Origin of the sequence: Paenibacillus sp. PvP094, assembly GCF_040546835.1 — a bacterium.
Classification (GTDB): Bacteria; Bacillota; Bacilli; order Paenibacillales; family Paenibacillaceae; genus Paenibacillus; species Paenibacillus illinoisensis.
Genome location: NZ_JBEPOM010000001.1, coordinates 5,229,482 through 5,245,673, shown reverse-complemented (window position 1 = coordinate 5,245,673; position 16,192 = coordinate 5,229,482). Strand labels below are relative to the sequence as shown.

Sequence of the window (16,192 nt, the reverse complement as noted above, 5' to 3'; positions counted from 1 at the left end):
ATTATTCCATTAAATAAAAGGAGAATCTATGACAGCAAAATTTCCAGGAGAACATCATAAATATGCCGAATTCAAAGACGTCATTATCCCTATGCGTGACGGCACCAGACTAGTCGGTAGTGTCAAATTTCCACTCAAAGACGGTAAACCGGACTTTACAAAACAATATCCGGTTATTCTGATTCGTTCTGCATATCTTCACAGTGCTTCAACTACAGCTTGGTATGGACTGTTTGAGTATGCTACAGCAAACGACTATGTGTGTGTTGAAGTCGCAGCCAGAGGAACTGCAAAGAGTGAAGGGCAACTACAGCCTCTTGCCAATGAAGGATGGGGTGACGATGGAAGACCAGACCATGATGGTTGGGGCGTACACCGAGATGGAGTAGATACCATAACATGGGTTAGAAAACAGCCTTGGAGTAATGGACAGATTGTTACGAGTGGAATTTCATGGCAAGGAGCTTCACAGATTTTGCCTTGGCTTAGCGGTGATATTCTAGGGTTGGAAACATCCGTTATTTCTAATCCGGCAATCAACTCTGCGATTGGGAATAATCTTGGTTTCGAAAACGGCTTCTTTTCTCTCAATTTAAATGTTTTCTGGGCCATTATGATGCTTGATGACCAATTAGCTCATCACAGATTTTCACCGATTATCAAAGAAAAAATAATGGAGGATAACGCTCTTTTGGGAAATCCTTTAGGAGATCCTCGAAAAGTAAATGCGGGAGAATGGGCAAAAAAATACGGTTTAAAAAACATGCCTATTATGCGTCATATACCATTCTGGCAAAAGTGGGTAGAGAATTATGATAATATTGACTTTTTCTCTTACAACGATATCACCAAACGCACAAACAAATTCAAGAAGCCTCTCGTATTTGTCGGAGGATGGTATGATTTACTCTTAACTAATTCAATTATGGCATATGAACAGGCTGTGACCAATTCAGTCTCTCAGGAAGTTGCGGATGGTCATCGTCTGGTTCTCACTCCATTCAGTCATACCGCACGAACGAACGATCACCGTTTTGCAAACGAGGATACTGACCAGGCTAGCCTAAATATCGATTGGTTCAATCAGCAGTTAAAGGGAATTCCTGCAGATTTATTCCAGAAAGGCAAAGCTGTCATCTATGTTATGGGTGAAGAAAGATGGCGTGCTGAACAGGCTTGGCCATTGCCTGATACGAATCTCACTGAATACTACCTTCACAGCGATGGTAATGCTAACACTTCTGCTGGTGATGGTGTATTATCTACAGCATTTCCTGTTTCAGAATCAGCAGATCACTACTCCTCAGACCCTGCAAATCCTGTATATAATATACAGGAGCACACAATGTTCGGAGGAATGAACGACCATTCAGGTAATGAGCAGAGAAACGACGTGCTAGTGTATTCAACTCCTGTGCTGGAAGAAGATGTTGAGGTTACAGGCTGGATTAATGCTACACTTTACGCATCTACAAGCGGTTCAGATACGGATTTCATCATGAAACTTCTTGATGTATATCCTGACGGAAGCTCAATGCATCTCACCACAGGTGGTGTACGTGGTCGCTATCGCAATGATCGCAAAAATCCTGAGCCCATGGTTCCAAACCAGATAGAAAAAATGACTTTGAGGATGCGAGCAACAAGTAATATCTTCAAAAAAGGACATCGTATCCGTATTGAAGTTATGAGTACAAATTCATCAATGTACGATGCAAATCCAAACCGTTTTATTGATCTTAGGACTTGCACAGAAAAGGACTATGTGATTGCTGACCAAACCATCTATCACGATGCTGAACATCCATCTTCCATCACCTTACCTATCATACCTGCAGACAAGCAAGGTGAATGGTTGGATTGGCCATATGCTCCTGAAAAGACTGGCGGTTTTGACCATGCAGCTATGGCGGGAAAACCAGCATGTACTGAACCAGTTCCGATGAATACCGCAGATCTTCCTATCGAAGAGTAATTGAAAACACTCATTTTCATGGAGCTGCACTCTAACTAGTAAAACGTTGGAGTATAGCTCCAGTTATATGTAATGCGTCAGAACATCTAGTGCTTTTAGCTGACGAGCTGCGTAATACGAAAATTACATGTCGTAGATTGAGTGAGCACGACTCCTGTTTTATTAGTTACCTATATAATTTGACTCGCTAACTTCATTTTTGATCTGTATATAAAACAAAAAGGCATCAAGATTTGCTGTTCTGATACCTTTGAATTCTCCTGTATGAAATTCCCGTTTCTCCTTCAGATCAAGGCTATCCTTGGTTTCTTTTTATAACCAGAATAGACCTCTAAGAAAATTAAGCAACCGTTCCCCGCTTTAATACCGAGAAACAGTTGCTGTTTAAAAGGAACTTTATGTGGAGTAACCACAAGTAACCTTGTCCATTATCAGAAGGTTACGCACCCTCTATTATTAGGAGTCCTATGGTTACACGCTGAGCATAAGAAAGTGCTGCCGTTTCTCCAGGCGTACCATCAGCTGTTTCTAAATACCTCCTCAAGCATATTTAAATAACCACTCTTAATAGTCTTCTTATCTTTCAGTTTTAACAACAATTGATAAAAACCTGTTCTATAATCGGAATAGTGGGAGATGTTCGCTTTTTCCATCATTGTTGCAAATCGTTTTTCAAACTGTGGTGCATTACGCATCATATACTTGAAATTCATCACCCAGAGCTTCATCAAATGAATCCATTGATCATTTTCAAACTGTGTTTTGTCATAGCCCAAATTCTTATCACTGTTTAGGATACCGACATCATAAAATGCAAAAGGATTGTCTCCTCCAATAAATGTTGATACTAAAAATTTATCAGGCATCAGGCTGTTTGCAAAATCATACCACACCGGTTGGAACTTCGCTTTTACACTTTCGGTCACTTCGAACAATGCGATATCTGGAGTAACATCTTTAATTGTTAGCAATAAATCTACATCCGAGTAAGCGTCTGAGGTTTGTTCAACACGACTTCCAATTACATCTATTCGGGTAATAAAATCCAACCCATTTAAATGTTCTATCAACTGTTGGGTCAAACCTTCACTAGCCGACGTTCCCACTATATCCCCTCCGCTAAACTCCTGTTTGTCTTGTCTACGTTACTATATAAATAATGCTATTATAACATTCTTTGCTGGGGGTAGGATTAGTGATTATATCCGATCAAATTGGGGGACCCATATACAGTTAGCTTCTTTCGCACAAGTGAGGATGAAAATATGGAAGGTGTCCGTTTGTTCACAAGATTAAACTAACGGGACACGTTAGCGAGCATTCATGAGAAAACTAAATCGTACCGAGGGAGTTCAACATAAACAGCGTTGAACAAAGATAGTCTTTGTACGACGGACAATTGTCACTATCGACTTAATCTGCTGATATAACTACTATCAAACACTATTTCTTTTCTGATTGTGTGTACCATCACTTGTGATACCGTTCACCGCCAATAATCTTCAACTATCTTACCCGCAGTTGAATAAAAGCAGCCGATCACATTGATCAGCTGCTTTCTTAGCATTATTGAGCTATCGTTTTCATTGCCACTTAAAACTATGATCAATAACGAATGCTTAGATTTGTGCCATTCCACCATCTACGAATAGTTCGATGCCGTTGACATAGCTGCTTTCCTCCGAGGCAAGGAACATCACTGCACTGGCGATCTCCTCTGCTTTACCAAGGCGGCTCAATGGAACGGTATCCTTAGCGGATTCAAGGACTTGATCCAACGCCTCTCCAAACAAATCGTCGTAAGCCGGCGTATGGATCATTCCTGGGCTCAGTACATTAATTCGTATTCCGGTCCCCTTTAAGTCCGTAACCCAGTTTCTCGCCATCTGGCGGAGCGCCGCTTTGGTTCCTCCGTACACGCTAAACCCTGCATCGCCGATCGTAGATGCCGTTGAACCCGTAAGAATGATGGAACCAGTCTGGTCCGGAAACAGCGGCAGGGCCTTCTGGATGGTGAAAAGAGTACCCTTTACGTTTACATCGAACGTGATCTGGTATTGCTCTTCTGTAATATGGCCCAAGGGCAGGATGCTGCCAAGTCCGGCATTAGCGAAAAGAATGTCCAGATGCCCTTTCTCCTGTCTCACCGTTTCAAATAGTTTGTCCAGATCGTTTAGATTTGATATGTCACCTTGAACGCCAGTGACCCGTTCCCCAATCAATTTCACCGCTGTGTCCAGCTCGTTTTGTCTGCGTCCAGTTATGAAGACATGCGCCCCTTCCTCCACAAAACGCTGTGCCGTAGCAAGTCCGATACCGCTTGTCCCTCCAGTGACGACCACGACCTTACCATTGAAATTCCCCATGATTTCTGTCCTCTCCCTCTTGAGGCCGTATGGCCTATATTAGTACAGCTATAGTAACCAAACCATAACAACGCAGCGATTTTACTTGTGTAAGATGTAATTCCATCGTACAAGTGACATTATGTATCAAACATATCTAAAAAAGAAGTACTTACTTTTTTGTTATATAGTAACTAAAAGGAAACAATTGTAAGGTTGTTGGGCTAAATCTCTTCTATAGCCATTTATATAAACGAAAACCCCAAGAATGATATCCCTGGGGTTTTCGTTTTATACTATTTTTAATCCGTGTGCAAAATTTCGAACTCATCCTGTGCGAATGTTTCCTCTGCATATTTTCCACCCCAGTTGCAAAGATTCTTCAAAATAGATTCAAGAGATTGACCAAGTTCAGTAGTTGAATATTCGACTTTAGGGGGGACTTGATTATACACTTTTCTATGTATCAGTCCACTCGTTTCCAGATCTCGAAGCGTTTGAATAAGCATTTTTTGAGTAATACCTGGTATGAGTCTCTTTAACTCGCTCGTGCGCTTTGGACCTTTAATCAAGTAATACAAAACAAGCCCCTTCCACTTCCCTCCGATAATGTCCAACGTAACCTCAAGGTCACAATAATATGTTTTCATATTAGTAATAACAGCCCCCGGTTCTATTTATTACTTTATAGCTACTATATAATTAAAAAGCATGTACACTATTAATTAACACTCCAATTCATGATAGCATTTGTTGGTGCTTAAGAACAGTTCTAAAACAGTTATATATTCAGATCATTCAGTAGCTGGTCTTATCCTGAATTATTACTATAAACTGGAATTTATGAGGAATATTTCTCCACCTTAACCTGCCCGTTAGCTTAACGAAAAATGGAACAGCTGCCGACCGGCAACTGCTCCTTAATTTTTTGGACTAACGTTTCCCGTTAGTTAAATACATTCTTTATTCAACGGTGAAATAAATATCTATCTTTGTTTCCATACGAATTTCTCCTTCAATAAATACTGATAAAAAATCACTTCACTTCGGAAACTTGAAATAGTTTAAAAATCACCTCTCAAATTATTTTGAGGGGTGATTTTGATTATTTCTTAGAGTCTGATTATACTTCACAGATGTCTTCTTCCACCTATTTAGTTATGATACGTGGATCGAGTCCATATTGTGATGGTAGTCCGAAGTGATCACGGAAGGTTCTTCCTTCATAGTCTTTATGGAAGATGCCACGTTCTTGCAAGACTGGTACGACATGATCTACAAAGTCATCTATTCCAGTGTTAAAATCATCGATAATGAGTAGGAAGCCGTCTGTTGCATCTGCTTCATACCACTCTTGTAGAAGGTCAGCTGCCTGCTCGCCAGTGCCAACTACCGTTGGGTATGGCTCTAACACGGCATGAGCAAGAATATCGCGTGGAGACCATCCTGCTTTAGCTAGCTCTACTACATGTTGAGATGTAGCATCTAATGGGTGTGCATGAACTGCAGCAAGCTGTGCTTCTGTAAGTGGTTCGTCAGGCTGAGTGAGTTCCTCATTCAGACCAAGGTAAGCACTCAAGAGTCTTAGCTGACCGCGGATGTCTATCTTATCATCGAGTGCAGCACGTTTATCAAGTGCTTCGCGTTTTGTATCACCGATAGTAAACCCAGCGAATGTGATTAGCTTAACTTCATCTGGGTTACGACCTGCTTTTTCTGCGGCATTTCGTACAGTGTTACGTAAAGCTTTACTTTCTTCGATACTTGATGGTCTTCCAATAATGACATTGGCATACATAGCAGCTGCTTGTAGGCCGTAGCTACTGCCAGCAGGCATAACAACGACAGGCTGACCTTGATCAGACGGTGGGATTGGAAGCGGACCACGAGTTCCGACGTGTTGACCTTTAAGGTTGACTGGACGAACATGAGTAGGATCAGCGAACATGCCAGTTTGGTCAGGCTGACCCGCCTCATATTCCCAGCTACCCCAAAGTGCTTGGACGATTTGTACCACTTCATGGAGACGCTCGTACTTTTTCTCACGGGGCGGTAGATTCTTGCCGAAGTTTGCGAATGATTCAGCATCGTAGCTCGGGACAGCATTCCATCCAATACGGCCACGGCTGATGACGTCAAGTGCCTTGAGTTGTCGTGCCAGTAAGTAAGGTTCAGTGAAAGAAGTAGATGCTGTGCCAATTAATCCAATGCTCTCAGTAGCCTGTGATACTGCAGCAAGAGTAATGAGTACATCTAAACTGATTATGGGTGGTGTCTCCCTCAAGTCCTCCTTCGTAAAGAAAAAGTCAGACAAGAAGATGAACTGAAGTCCACCGCGTTCAGCTACCTTTACCTGTTTTACAGTGGCATTGATGTTCGTGTAATCATTAGGATCGGCGTGCGGCATACGCCATGCGCCTTGATGTATACCAAAGTTGTTCCCTAAGCCTACACCCAGAACCATTTGTTTCTTTTGTATTTTTTGTGTACTTGCATCTGTGTTATCGACATCTTGAACACCAGACGTGAATTCTTTTTTATTATTCATAGTTAAGCCTTCTTTCTATTCAACAGGTTTATTTTAGGCAACATTTGTTGTATGATTGCAACCGCTGTTTCAATTGCACCAATGACCTGCTGAAGGGTGTCCATGACTGCTGTGCAATGCGAAGATATCCTCCTGACTCTAAATTCAAATTTTTCTGGCTAATGTATCAAGAAAATAGAGGTTATAATACAAGTAAATAGTTTAATATTTTCAATTAAAGTCTTGCATTAAAGTATCGACCACTTCTTTTACAGTTCTGATTTCTTTAATTGGCGTAATTCCCGTACCTATAGAAATATAACCATCGTCTGTATTTCCTTCGAGCATCCCGATACGCATTCCGATTGATCCACGCATCAATTTCGCTGTTTCTTCACGACTAGCACCTTGTTTATCCATTTCGACTAGTTTATTCGCTAATTTAGTAGGTAAAGACCGATAGTATGCTGGTAAAGTACGGAACATTAGTAAATCTTCTGCTGTGGCATCTACGATCATTTGTTTCACGTTTTCTGCTGCTGGATTTTCTTTGGTTGGAATAAAGACACTACCAGCAAACACACCTTCAGCGCCTAAAGCAAATGCAGCACGCACGCCTCTAACATCTCCTATACCCCCCGCTGCCAGTACAGGGGTATTAATAGCATCTACAATCATGGGAACAATCGAAAATGTTCCAATAACTCGTTCTGGAACCGTACCCCCTTCATCAAATCCAGTCGCAACATAAACATCAATTCCAAATTCTTCTGCAGCTTTTGCATTTTCAATAGTAGGCGTAAGGGGTCTATAAACAATTTTAATATTGTTTTCTTTTAATGGTTTAAAGATTCTTTCATCCAGTATATCGTTCACAAGAACAACAGGAACCTTTTCGTCAATAACTGTTTCTATAAGTGGCCATGTGAAAGCTAAATCACGATTTACGGCCACAGGTATTCCAAATGGCTTATCTGTTAATGTTTTTATTTTTTGTATTTCAGTTCTCATTCTTTCCGCACTAATTTCGGGTGAACGAGTTACCTCAATCTGACCGGCATTGGGACCTAGAAATCCTAATCCACCAGCATTGCTTACCGCTGCAACAAATTCGGCATTAGTAACCCAAGACATCGGACCCTGTATAATGGGTTTTTCTATATTTAATATTTCGCATATTCTATTATTCATAATTGATCCTCCTGCTTGCGATTATTTTAATACCTTGGTCAATAAGTGAATATACTTTCCTTGCTAAATATTTTTCAGTTTGGCTAACGTACTACTGCAATATTCGGCCAGAGTATCTTCGAGGCATCCATAGATATAATTAGGCCACTAAATTTTAGTATACTAAATATTTGTTCGAGAAAAGCTTAGTCTAAGTTTTTCTCCATACGCTCTAGTAAATCCCTTAATATTAAACGTTCTTTAGCTGAAATGGACTGTAATAATTTTTCTTGCTGCTGTTTCCATTTAGATCTAACAGGTTCTTCTAATTCTTTACCTTTGTCCGTTAGATAAATTCTCATAACCCTAGCGTCCTCTGTATCACGTTTACGGTATATGAAACCATTCTGCTCTAGCGTTTTAACCATATTTGTTACCGTAGGCGGTTCGCATTTTAAATGTTCACATAGCTGCATTTGTGTTATTCCATCACCCAACCACAATCGCGCAAGTAAGTTATCTTGTCCTAAATATAGATTAAGTTCTCTAAGACTCTCACTATGATTCCGACGCGTTTGGGAAGAAACTTTATCCAAGGACCCCCGAATATCACAGTCAACACTAACCTTCATATATGAACCTCCTCTAACCCGAAAAATATTTAGCGGCCTAAATATATCATGGTCATTTTTTGTTGTCAATGATCACTTCATTGATTGCTCTTCTTCAGCTAATCTGCTCCAATAGAGCAATAGTGTATCAGTCTCTTCCAGATACTCACCCTTTAGTTCAATTAAATATTGTTTATTTAATAAATGTTGTTGAACATTCTGGTTATCCATTGATAATTGGTCATTTTCCCTGCATATATTCTAGAACTAGTTCTTGTATCCAAATATTCTCGTGCCACAAACAACTTGATCTTTGGATACCCATACTATTTGCCTCAACTTCTTTCAAAGCGTCGTCAATAATTACCGTTTAATACTCAATCTCTTCTTCACTTGTGTTTCCGCAAAACATTCTTTATTAATTCATTCATACTCTCATTCTATAATCAATTAAGGTTTTGTTTTTTAAACTTCATTCCAATAACTTTATGTTTTTTTAAAGAAATTACTTGTTCGACCATAAAATCTACAGAATGTGCAAAGTCTGTTCTAATCCAATACTTTATAACACCAATTGTTCCATGCATCTCAAAGTTAATAAGAATTTCGTACTCTTCTTCTAAAGTGACAGTATCACGTTCCAATTGAATTTCTTCAGTGAATATATTCAACAAACATTTCTCAAGACGATGATATAAATCCGGATAACTTTCAATGCGATCGAGTGCCTTAAACAACTTTTTATGCTTGTTGATATGTTCAAATAAAAGCTTTATAGAAGGAATAGTCTTATCAATGTTCACCCTATCAATACCTCTGTATGGTATCATCATGGACTTATATACCCCTTCGATAGCATCTTGATACAGATCTTCTAATATGTCTTTTTTATCTTGATAGTGGATATAGAAAGTTCCCCGATTAAAATCAGCGCGATTAGTAATTTCACTAATGGAGACGGATTCTGCATCGTTATTTTCTAAAATAAGGTCAATAAAAGCATCGCTTAATAAATTCCTTGTCAATTGTTTTCTTCTGCTTCGTCGATCAGAATTGCTCAAGATAAATCATCCTTTTGCTATTTAAGTAGTTAAAATGAACAGATACATTATCGTTGTTGATTCATCAACATATTCATTTTACCTGCTTATTGACCCTCATGTCGAACATTGTATACCATATAGATGGAAGCGCTTCTATAACAGAACAGAATATGGCGTACAGTCTCAGATTATATAATAGGTTCAGAGGTTTTCTTTAGGGGAGGAGTATATATAATGAAGTTAATGGAAGGTAAGGCAGGTCTTGTGACAGGGGCAGGTTCAGGTATCGGACAAGCAACTGCGATTGCTTTTGCCAGAGAAGGTGCTAAAGTAATCGTTTCAGATATTAATGAGGAAAATGGAAATGAGACAGTCAAACTAATTAAAGAAGCGGGTGGGAAGGCAGAGTTCTTTAAGTGTGATATAAGTGATGAAGAGCAAGTAAAAACACTTGTTTATACAACTGTCTCAACGTACGGTAAATTAGACTTTGCCCATAATAATGCTGGATATAACGGAAAATTCGTTCCATTAGGTGAAATAGAAAGTTCCACATGGGATCAAGTTATGAAAATTAATTTATACGGTACATTTTATTGCATGAAACATGAAATCAATGCGATGTTACAAACTGGTGGAGGAGCAATTGTGAACACTGCTTCTGGTGCTGGTGTAATTGGTGTCGCTAACAATGGCCCTTATAACGCTGTTAAGTTTGGTATCGTTGGACTCACAAGAAATGCTGCTATGGATTACGGTACAAAGGGCATTCGAGTTAATGCTCTCGCTCCCGGAGCTACTATGAGCCCAATGATGAAGAACGCTTTTGAACAAAACTCTGGCACTACTGAATTTGAAGAAAACGTTTTGGCTGGTATTCCAATGGGTAAATTGGCTGAACCAGAAGATCAGGGTAATGCAGTTGTTTGGTTATGTTCTGAACAAGCAAGAATGATTACAGGTATAACCTTGCCTGTTGACGGTGGATATCTAGCTGGTAAAAAATAGACAACTCTGGTATCAATTATCGTGATCTGAAAAATGAATCATAGGAAAACGTAGAGATGTTAAAGTCTCTGCGTTTTTTTACATCAAATCAGCACTGCAATTCGCAGTGTTTTTTGCGTTCACTATATAACTTTGACCTGTGTTAAAATTGGTGTGTACTACTATGCGAAAGGAACGTTAGGCGGATAATGGATAACGAGTTTAAAATCCTTAACCCCAATGTTATCCTCTATACTAATTTCTAAACCCGGACCATACAAAAGTATCAACGACTCGAAAAGTTTGACATACCAACATTAAATCATCACTAAAAGTAAGATTGTATAAACTAAGCTCCCACGTAAAAAATTTGACGTGCTCTTCATACCAGTATGTATAACTCAAATCGCCTTCACCTTCATTTTTCGCAAATTCAGCAGACACTTCATTCATTTTGAGTAGTTCAACATTGGTGTATTGAATAATGGCTGCAGGTTGATTGCTTCCATCTAATACAATATCGTATTGTCCCTGTTTAGGTGGCTCCTCGTTTTCAAACTCATATACGCAATATGCAGCACATGTTGCTGTTTTTATGCCGTCAACAACAAGCTTTGCTAGCGCATCGCCCATCTCCTTAGAACCATCTCCAAACATCCAAGCCGCAGGAACTTCTAAATTCAGCTTTTCTTTTTGAGCATAAATCTTCCAATATTGTTCAATTACGTTTGTTGTCATGATGTTCTCCCCCTGTTGTGATTCTTCCAGATCAATTTGATATGTGGGTTTGTCAGTATCAATATCAATTACGAAATCTGGCCTTACCCCGTCCTCCTCATACTGTGAGGGCTATTTTCAAATAAGCGCTTCTCCTAACTTGAGTAATTATTTCATTCTCAATATATCATTTATTCAACTAACCGCCCCGTTAGTGGAACAAAAGCAACCGATCGCAATTGATAGGCTGCTTTATTCGTATTGTCGAACTATCTTTTCCCGTTAATTTAGTGAATTATTACATAAGCCTGCCTCCACAAGCTTCTCGTCCAGTCTTGCCTTTTGGCACAAATGATGCCTGCTGTGCATGCCAATCATCTCAAACCAATCACGCGCGTTAAGCCAGCCAAACCAGCCATGACGCACCTTGCAAGCCTGATTCGTTCCGCGAACGTGTTCCTCCCAGTATCTCATTTTTATTAACACCTGCTCTAGACCGGCTATGATCTCTTCCTTACTATTGGGGTTACGGGTCCTGTTGACTGGTTCCTCAAGTTTCACACGGACATCGGGCCACACTTTTTCGATAAACGCCTTCGTTCCGACTTCAGTCTTGCCTCCATGTTTTTCTTGAGTCTCCATCGTACAAGTTTGAATATGATCGATGTACTCTTCTGCCACATCGATCACGTGAATATACATTTGTCCAATCGACCAAACGTCTTCCTTGAATTTATACCGCAACTGGTCTATCGTATATCCAGCCAGATTTCGCTTATATTGCTCGATAATAGCCACGGAATCATTTTTTAACATACGGTTTTCACCCCATCACATCTAGTCGTTAAAGCACCTCCGCTATCTCCCAAATATGCCCGTCAGGGTCGGCAAAACAAGCCGTCCGCCGCCCCCAAGGACGCGTTATCGGCCCATTTAACAATGTAACGCCCCGCATTTCCAAATCATTGCATACCCGGTCAACGTCGGGCACTTGGATTGTAAACAGGAACCTTGCACCATCCTCGACACGACCAAACTGAGCCGGATCAATCAACTCTTGGGCATTCGATTGATTTAAGAGATTTATGCATGTATTTCCGTAATCAAATACCGCGCAGTTTTCGTCTTCGTATTGGGTTAATAGTTGAAACGAATCTTGATAAAACGTCTTCGAACGCTGGAGATCTTCCACAAATAATGTGATTTCGGTAATTTTATTCGCCCAGCCAGTTATCCCCATCTACATCCGCTCCTATTATTTATTCGTAAACTCCCGTAATCATTCCGGTCGTTTGCTTGTTTATTCCTTCTACTCTACATCCAGCAACTCAATTTCGCTTGGTTGGAATTTTCTGTATGAAATATCTGTTTCGACGTTCTTATTCAACTATCCTGCTCGTTAACTTAATAAAAAGGAGCAGTCGCCAATCGGCAATCTGCTCCGTGCTCCCTTTGAACTAACGTTTACCGTTAGTTGAATACATTCTTTATTCAACGGTGAAGTAAATATGTTTCTAATAGAATATCTATTTTCATTATAATTAAACATCGATTCTCAAAAAGTACCTTCCTTATTGATTTCTTCAAGCAATTTGGATATTAACAACTTTAGTGAGGAATTAACCTCGTTTTTACGAATTCCCCGTATTCGTTCAATTTATTATTTGCTCCTGAAATTAATAATGCTCCACCATCGAATACATTCGCATTTAACATACTTAAATTAAGTTGTAATGCTTGATGAGTATTTTCCCCATCACATGAAGCTGTAATAACCGCTACTGGTTTCGTGTAAAGCTCAGCAGACGATACCAACCATTCTAAAGCATTTTTCAAGACACCATGTACACCCTTAATATATTCGGGGGTACAGATAATAACTCCATCTGCTCTTGAAAGCAATTCTCTATATACTTGCACCTCTGCTGGTGGTTAATCATTATCTAATTCACGATTAAAATGTGGGAATTTTTCAATACCATTGTATATTTCCAATATTCAACACTGTTGGGCATGAATTTATTTAGGCTTTTAAGTGCTTTTTGAGTTGATGAGTTTTTTCGACTACTTCCTGATAGGGCTGCAATATTTATCTTTGTTTCCATACGAATTTCTCCTTCAATAAATACTGATTAAAAAAATCACTTCACTTCAGAAACTTGAAGTCGTCCGACATCATTTCTCGTACTACATTTTATATTCAACCTTTTGGAGGTTTATTATAGTCTTTCCTCATGTCACTCATAAGATGTTCCGTATAGTAGACAGATTACTTCCTGTCTATTATGGGATGATTTCATTACTTATACGTCAGCTTGTTTTTTTAATCTTCGAGCTCTTTGGTGATTTTCGGATATTTCTTATCCAAATCATTAAAATACAACAGGTGAAGATCGGGGATCTGATGGTAGTTGGGCGGTATATGGATCGGATTCGAGCGATTGAGCCTCTCCGGACAACGCCTGCTGGCACCGTTTTTTGGGATATTCAGATGCTAGGTTTGAGGGAACCTCGGCGGCAAGAAAAATTCGGACGATCATGCCTCAAGCGCGAATTGTATTTACTACGGCGTATTCGGAGTATGCGTTAGAAGCGTTTGAAATTCAATTTATCGACTATAAGCTATATCTGAACGTCAAGTCCGTACGGATGCGAATTTCGGCAAGCACCCTGTATTCAGTGCCTCGGGGGAATTTCATATTCATTTGCCGTATACCGAAAGCAGGCAACTATCATGGAAAACGAGCAAGGAGAAGGAGATTAACGCTTTTTTGATCCACTAAATAGGGAAAGCTGTGAATGGACGCTTTTGATAAAGTCGCTTTGGCCGGGGTTACAAAATTCAAAGTATCGCTTTTAAAGACCTTAGCAATTATTTATTTTTTGATAAATTGCATGATTCCTTTAGGAAAAGTATCCTCTACCTCTGTTCTTTTATCATACAGATTGTACCAAGCCTCAGCCACTTGATCAGGATCAAAACTTGTACCCTGTTTGATTAAAGGACTAATGGATAAATGGCCCACAAATATTCCAAGAGGAAGCAAACGCTCGTGTAAACTAAGAATATAGTTTCGGAGTCCAGACATGGCGATACCCGAATTTCCAAACATCGAGCTTGGACTCATTGCGGAAAGATCGCTTGTGAAAAGAAGTGCTCCTTCACCCCGTTCAATCATTTCTGGAAAGACTTGTCTAGCTGTATTAATAGCTCCGATGACAACATTGTTAAAAAATTGAAGTGCGCTCTCATAAGTTGCATTTTGTTAGTGATATCGGCAGCAAAAACCCTGAGCTTCAATCCCCATCTCACCAAGCTGCTCTGCATATTTGTCCAATTTCTCCTGTGTTCTTGAAACTAGGGCGATACGGAAACCGTTTTTTCCAAAAGTCTTGGCCAGCGAGAATCCCAGACCTGGTCCTGCACCGATAATAACCATTGTTTTCAATGTATACTCACCTTCTATAGAGACATTAATAGTCATGATATAGCCCAACATTGTCAAAAAGAGTTGCATAAGAGTTCAAAATCATGCCAACCTTCTTCTATTCTCTGAAACAAATTATTCAACGATTAGTTTTCGTGACTTCAATCGCAAACGAGAGCCGATCTCCTATAGATACAAATACTCTTCTGTACGAGTATTTGTATCTAATTTAGACAATGGAATCCCTCCCGCTTCAGATATTGAACCTATTTAGCTGATGTCTCATCAGGACTACTCCTCCCTCATTTGTCAGTGTCCATCTCTCACTTTCTCTAAACGAATAAAAAACTTTTTTCACTCTGTATTCACAGCCTCTTGTGCTCAAAATGATTTTATCACATAAGAAAAAATAAATAAAGTTGAGTTACTTGACTTTGGACTATTATCGTCTTATATTTGTCCTTGTAAGTATCTTGCGATGGAGGTTTTAACATGACTAGACTTAATGGTAAACGAGCACTTATTACGGGTGGCACCAGCGGAATTGGCTTGGAGACAGCCAAACAATTTCTGGCTGAAGGCGCTGAATTGATTGTCACCGGAGTAACTCCGGCAAATGTAGAAAAAACGCAAAAGGAACTTGGAAATCAAGTCCTTGTGCTTCAGGCAGATTCCCGAGACCTCAATGCTCAACGTCAACTGGCTGATCGAGTTGAACAACATTTTGGCAAACTGGATATTGCCTTTTTAAACGCAGGCGTATCTGACTGGCGTCCATTCGAGCAAATCGATGAAGAAGCCTTTGACCGTTTGTTTGCCATCAACGTAAAAGCTCCATTTTTCTTAATGCAGGCATTAACTCCAGTGATGGCGAACCCATCCTCTGTCGTTTTAATGGGATCGAGCAGTTCTCATGCCGGATATGCACATTCCAACGCTTATGCGGCTACTAAAGGCGCCATTTCCACTCTGACCAAAGCCTGGAATTCCGACTTATTATCGTCTCACGGAATTCGCTTCAATACGGTGAGTCCTGGACCGATTGATACCCCGCTTTACGATAAGAACAAGCTAGGCGTGTCTGACGAAATTCGTGAGATGGTTATTAACCGCATTCGTGACGGGATTCCGGCTGGACGCATGGGTACTGCCGAAGAGATTGCCAAAGCTGTTGTTTATCTGGCTTCGGATGAGTCACGCTTCACCATTGGCGTTGACTTGGTTCTGGATGGCGCTCAAACGATTCTCTAATAGGTTAGCCCTTTTGCTGCTTAAGCCCTCCGAGGGTGCTTAGGCAGCTTTTTCTTTTAGAACACGATCAACTGTTGTATAGTAGAGAAGAGGGTGCTATCCCTCTGATAAGACTTAAATCCAACTTTGGAGTGGAAT

At 40.0% G+C, this 16,192-nt stretch carries 17 protein-coding genes; 3 read left to right on the top strand and 14 right to left on the bottom strand.

Annotated features, from left to right (window positions below; genetic code table 11):
* Window positions 1-28: 28 nt before the first annotated feature.
* Window positions 29-1,975, top strand: a complete 1,947-nt coding sequence (locus ABIC22_RS23895) for a CocE/NonD family hydrolase (protein ID WP_354484313.1) — start codon at window positions 29-31, stop codon at window positions 1,973-1,975.
* A 518-nt stretch (window positions 1,976-2,493) separates the two neighbouring features.
* On the opposite strand, the gene ABIC22_RS23890 is transcribed toward ABIC22_RS23895, so the two are convergent.
* The 7 genes from ABIC22_RS23890 to ABIC22_RS23860 all read right to left on the bottom strand — a co-directional run bounded on the left by ABIC22_RS23890 (window position 2,494) and on the right by ABIC22_RS23860 (window position 9,689).
* The gene (locus ABIC22_RS23890; RefSeq protein ID WP_354484311.1) at window positions 2,494-3,081 is read right to left on the bottom strand and encodes a hypothetical protein; all 588 of its coding nucleotides are present in this window, start codon (window positions 3,079-3,081) and stop codon (window positions 2,494-2,496) included.
* Window positions 3,082-3,594: 513 nt separating this feature from the next.
* Window positions 3,595-4,341 (bottom strand): SDR family NAD(P)-dependent oxidoreductase, encoded by a 747-nt coding sequence (locus tag ABIC22_RS23885; RefSeq protein ID WP_354484309.1) that lies wholly within the window; start codon window positions 4,339-4,341, stop codon window positions 3,595-3,597.
* Between the two features lie 281 nt (window positions 4,342-4,622).
* Window positions 4,623-4,970, bottom strand: coding sequence for a winged helix-turn-helix transcriptional regulator (locus ABIC22_RS23880; RefSeq protein WP_354484307.1), 348 nt, complete (start codon window positions 4,968-4,970; stop codon window positions 4,623-4,625).
* Window positions 4,971-5,470: 500 nt separating this feature from the next.
* Window positions 5,471-6,868: an NtaA/DmoA family FMN-dependent monooxygenase gene (locus ABIC22_RS23875; protein ID WP_354484306.1), complete on the bottom strand. Its 1,398-nt coding sequence runs from the start codon at window positions 6,866-6,868 to the stop codon at window positions 5,471-5,473.
* Between the two features lie 210 nt (window positions 6,869-7,078).
* Window positions 7,079-8,038, bottom strand: a complete 960-nt coding sequence (locus ABIC22_RS23870) for an NAD(P)H-dependent flavin oxidoreductase (protein WP_354484304.1) — start codon at window positions 8,036-8,038, stop codon at window positions 7,079-7,081.
* Between the two features lie 185 nt (window positions 8,039-8,223).
* Window positions 8,224-8,649, bottom strand: coding sequence for a MarR family winged helix-turn-helix transcriptional regulator (locus tag ABIC22_RS23865; protein ID WP_127541257.1), 426 nt, complete (start codon window positions 8,647-8,649; stop codon window positions 8,224-8,226).
* Window positions 8,650-9,074: 425 nt separating this feature from the next.
* Complete coding sequence (locus ABIC22_RS23860; protein WP_127541255.1) at window positions 9,075-9,689, bottom strand: TetR/AcrR family transcriptional regulator; 615 nt, start codon at window positions 9,687-9,689, stop codon at window positions 9,075-9,077.
* A gap of 216 nt (window positions 9,690-9,905) precedes the next feature.
* On the opposite strand from ABIC22_RS23860, the gene ABIC22_RS23855 reads away from it, so the two are divergent.
* Window positions 9,906-10,679 (top strand): SDR family NAD(P)-dependent oxidoreductase, encoded by a 774-nt coding sequence (locus ABIC22_RS23855; RefSeq protein WP_354484301.1) that lies wholly within the window; start codon window positions 9,906-9,908, stop codon window positions 10,677-10,679.
* A 234-nt stretch (window positions 10,680-10,913) separates the two neighbouring features.
* Here the strand turns inward: ABIC22_RS23855 and ABIC22_RS23850 are convergent, their stop codons facing one another.
* From ABIC22_RS23850 to ABIC22_RS23820, 7 genes are all read right to left on the bottom strand, one after another.
* Window positions 10,914-11,396 carry an ASCH domain-containing protein gene (locus ABIC22_RS23850; RefSeq protein ID WP_127541251.1) on the bottom strand — a complete coding sequence of 161 codons (483 nt, stop codon included), beginning with the start codon at window positions 11,394-11,396 and terminating at the stop codon, window positions 10,914-10,916.
* A gap of 261 nt (window positions 11,397-11,657) precedes the next feature.
* Window positions 11,658-12,191 carry a DinB family protein gene (locus tag ABIC22_RS23845; protein ID WP_354484299.1) on the bottom strand — a complete coding sequence of 178 codons (534 nt, stop codon included), beginning with the start codon at window positions 12,189-12,191 and terminating at the stop codon, window positions 11,658-11,660.
* A 28-nt stretch (window positions 12,192-12,219) separates the two neighbouring features.
* The gene (locus ABIC22_RS23840; RefSeq protein WP_354484297.1) at window positions 12,220-12,615 is read right to left on the bottom strand and encodes a VOC family protein; all 396 of its coding nucleotides are present in this window, start codon (window positions 12,613-12,615) and stop codon (window positions 12,220-12,222) included.
* Between the two features lie 368 nt (window positions 12,616-12,983).
* Window positions 12,984-13,295 (bottom strand): NADPH-dependent FMN reductase, encoded by a 312-nt coding sequence (locus ABIC22_RS23835; RefSeq protein ID WP_354484295.1) that lies wholly within the window; start codon window positions 13,293-13,295, stop codon window positions 12,984-12,986.
* 23 nt (window positions 13,296-13,318) lie between these two features.
* Window positions 13,319-13,480, bottom strand: a complete 162-nt coding sequence (locus ABIC22_RS23830; RefSeq protein ID WP_354484294.1) for a hypothetical protein — start codon at window positions 13,478-13,480, stop codon at window positions 13,319-13,321.
* A 771-nt stretch (window positions 13,481-14,251) separates the two neighbouring features.
* Window positions 14,252-14,488, bottom strand: coding sequence for a dehydrogenase (locus ABIC22_RS23825; RefSeq protein WP_246058587.1), 237 nt, complete (start codon window positions 14,486-14,488; stop codon window positions 14,252-14,254).
* Between the two features lie 153 nt (window positions 14,489-14,641).
* Complete coding sequence (locus tag ABIC22_RS23820) at window positions 14,642-14,815, bottom strand: SDR family NAD(P)-dependent oxidoreductase (RefSeq protein WP_246058589.1); 174 nt, start codon at window positions 14,813-14,815, stop codon at window positions 14,642-14,644.
* Window positions 14,816-15,295: 480 nt separating this feature from the next.
* Here ABIC22_RS23820 and ABIC22_RS23815 point away from each other — a divergent pair, with 480 nt between their 5' ends.
* Window positions 15,296-16,054 carry an SDR family oxidoreductase gene (locus ABIC22_RS23815; protein WP_253436685.1) on the top strand — a complete coding sequence of 253 codons (759 nt, stop codon included), beginning with the start codon at window positions 15,296-15,298 and terminating at the stop codon, window positions 16,052-16,054.
* Window positions 16,055-16,192: the final 138 nt, after the last annotated feature.

Excerpts from the sequence above, each read along its gene's own strand:
- ABIC22_RS23855 (WP_354484301.1), top strand. The coding sequence starts at position 9,906 with ATGAAGTTAATGGAAGGTAAGGCAGGTCTTGTGACAGGGGCAGGTTCA.
- ABIC22_RS23885 (WP_354484309.1), bottom strand. The coding sequence starts at position 4,341 with ATGGGGAATTTCAATGGTAAGGTCGTGGTCGTCACTGGAGGGACAAGC.
- ABIC22_RS23875 (WP_354484306.1), bottom strand. The coding sequence starts at position 6,868 with ATGAATAATAAAAAAGAATTCACGTCTGGTGTTCAAGATGTCGATAAC.
- ABIC22_RS23825 (WP_246058587.1), bottom strand. The coding sequence starts at position 14,488 with ATGTTTGGAAATTCGGGTATCGCCATGTCTGGACTCCGAAACTATATT.
- ABIC22_RS23895 (WP_354484313.1), top strand. The coding sequence starts at position 29 with ATGACAGCAAAATTTCCAGGAGAACATCATAAATATGCCGAATTCAAA.
- ABIC22_RS23820 (WP_246058589.1), bottom strand. The coding sequence starts at position 14,815 with ATGGTTATTATCGGTGCAGGACCAGGTCTGGGATTCTCGCTGGCCAAG.
- ABIC22_RS23815 (WP_253436685.1), top strand. The coding sequence starts at position 15,296 with ATGACTAGACTTAATGGTAAACGAGCACTTATTACGGGTGGCACCAGC.
- ABIC22_RS23865 (WP_127541257.1), bottom strand. The coding sequence starts at position 8,649 with ATGAAGGTTAGTGTTGACTGTGATATTCGGGGGTCCTTGGATAAAGTT.
- ABIC22_RS23870 (WP_354484304.1), bottom strand. The coding sequence starts at position 8,038 with ATGAATAATAGAATATGCGAAATATTAAATATAGAAAAACCCATTATA.
- ABIC22_RS23850 (WP_127541251.1), bottom strand. The coding sequence starts at position 11,396 with ATGACAACAAACGTAATTGAACAATATTGGAAGATTTATGCTCAAAAA.
- ABIC22_RS23880 (WP_354484307.1), bottom strand. The coding sequence starts at position 4,970 with ATGAAAACATATTATTGTGACCTTGAGGTTACGTTGGACATTATCGGA.
- ABIC22_RS23845 (WP_354484299.1), bottom strand. The coding sequence starts at position 12,191 with ATGTTAAAAAATGATTCCGTGGCTATTATCGAGCAATATAAGCGAAAT.
- ABIC22_RS23840 (WP_354484297.1), bottom strand. The coding sequence starts at position 12,615 with ATGGGGATAACTGGCTGGGCGAATAAAATTACCGAAATCACATTATTT.
- ABIC22_RS23830 (WP_354484294.1), bottom strand. The coding sequence starts at position 13,480 with ATGGAAACAAAGATAAATATTGCAGCCCTATCAGGAAGTAGTCGAAAA.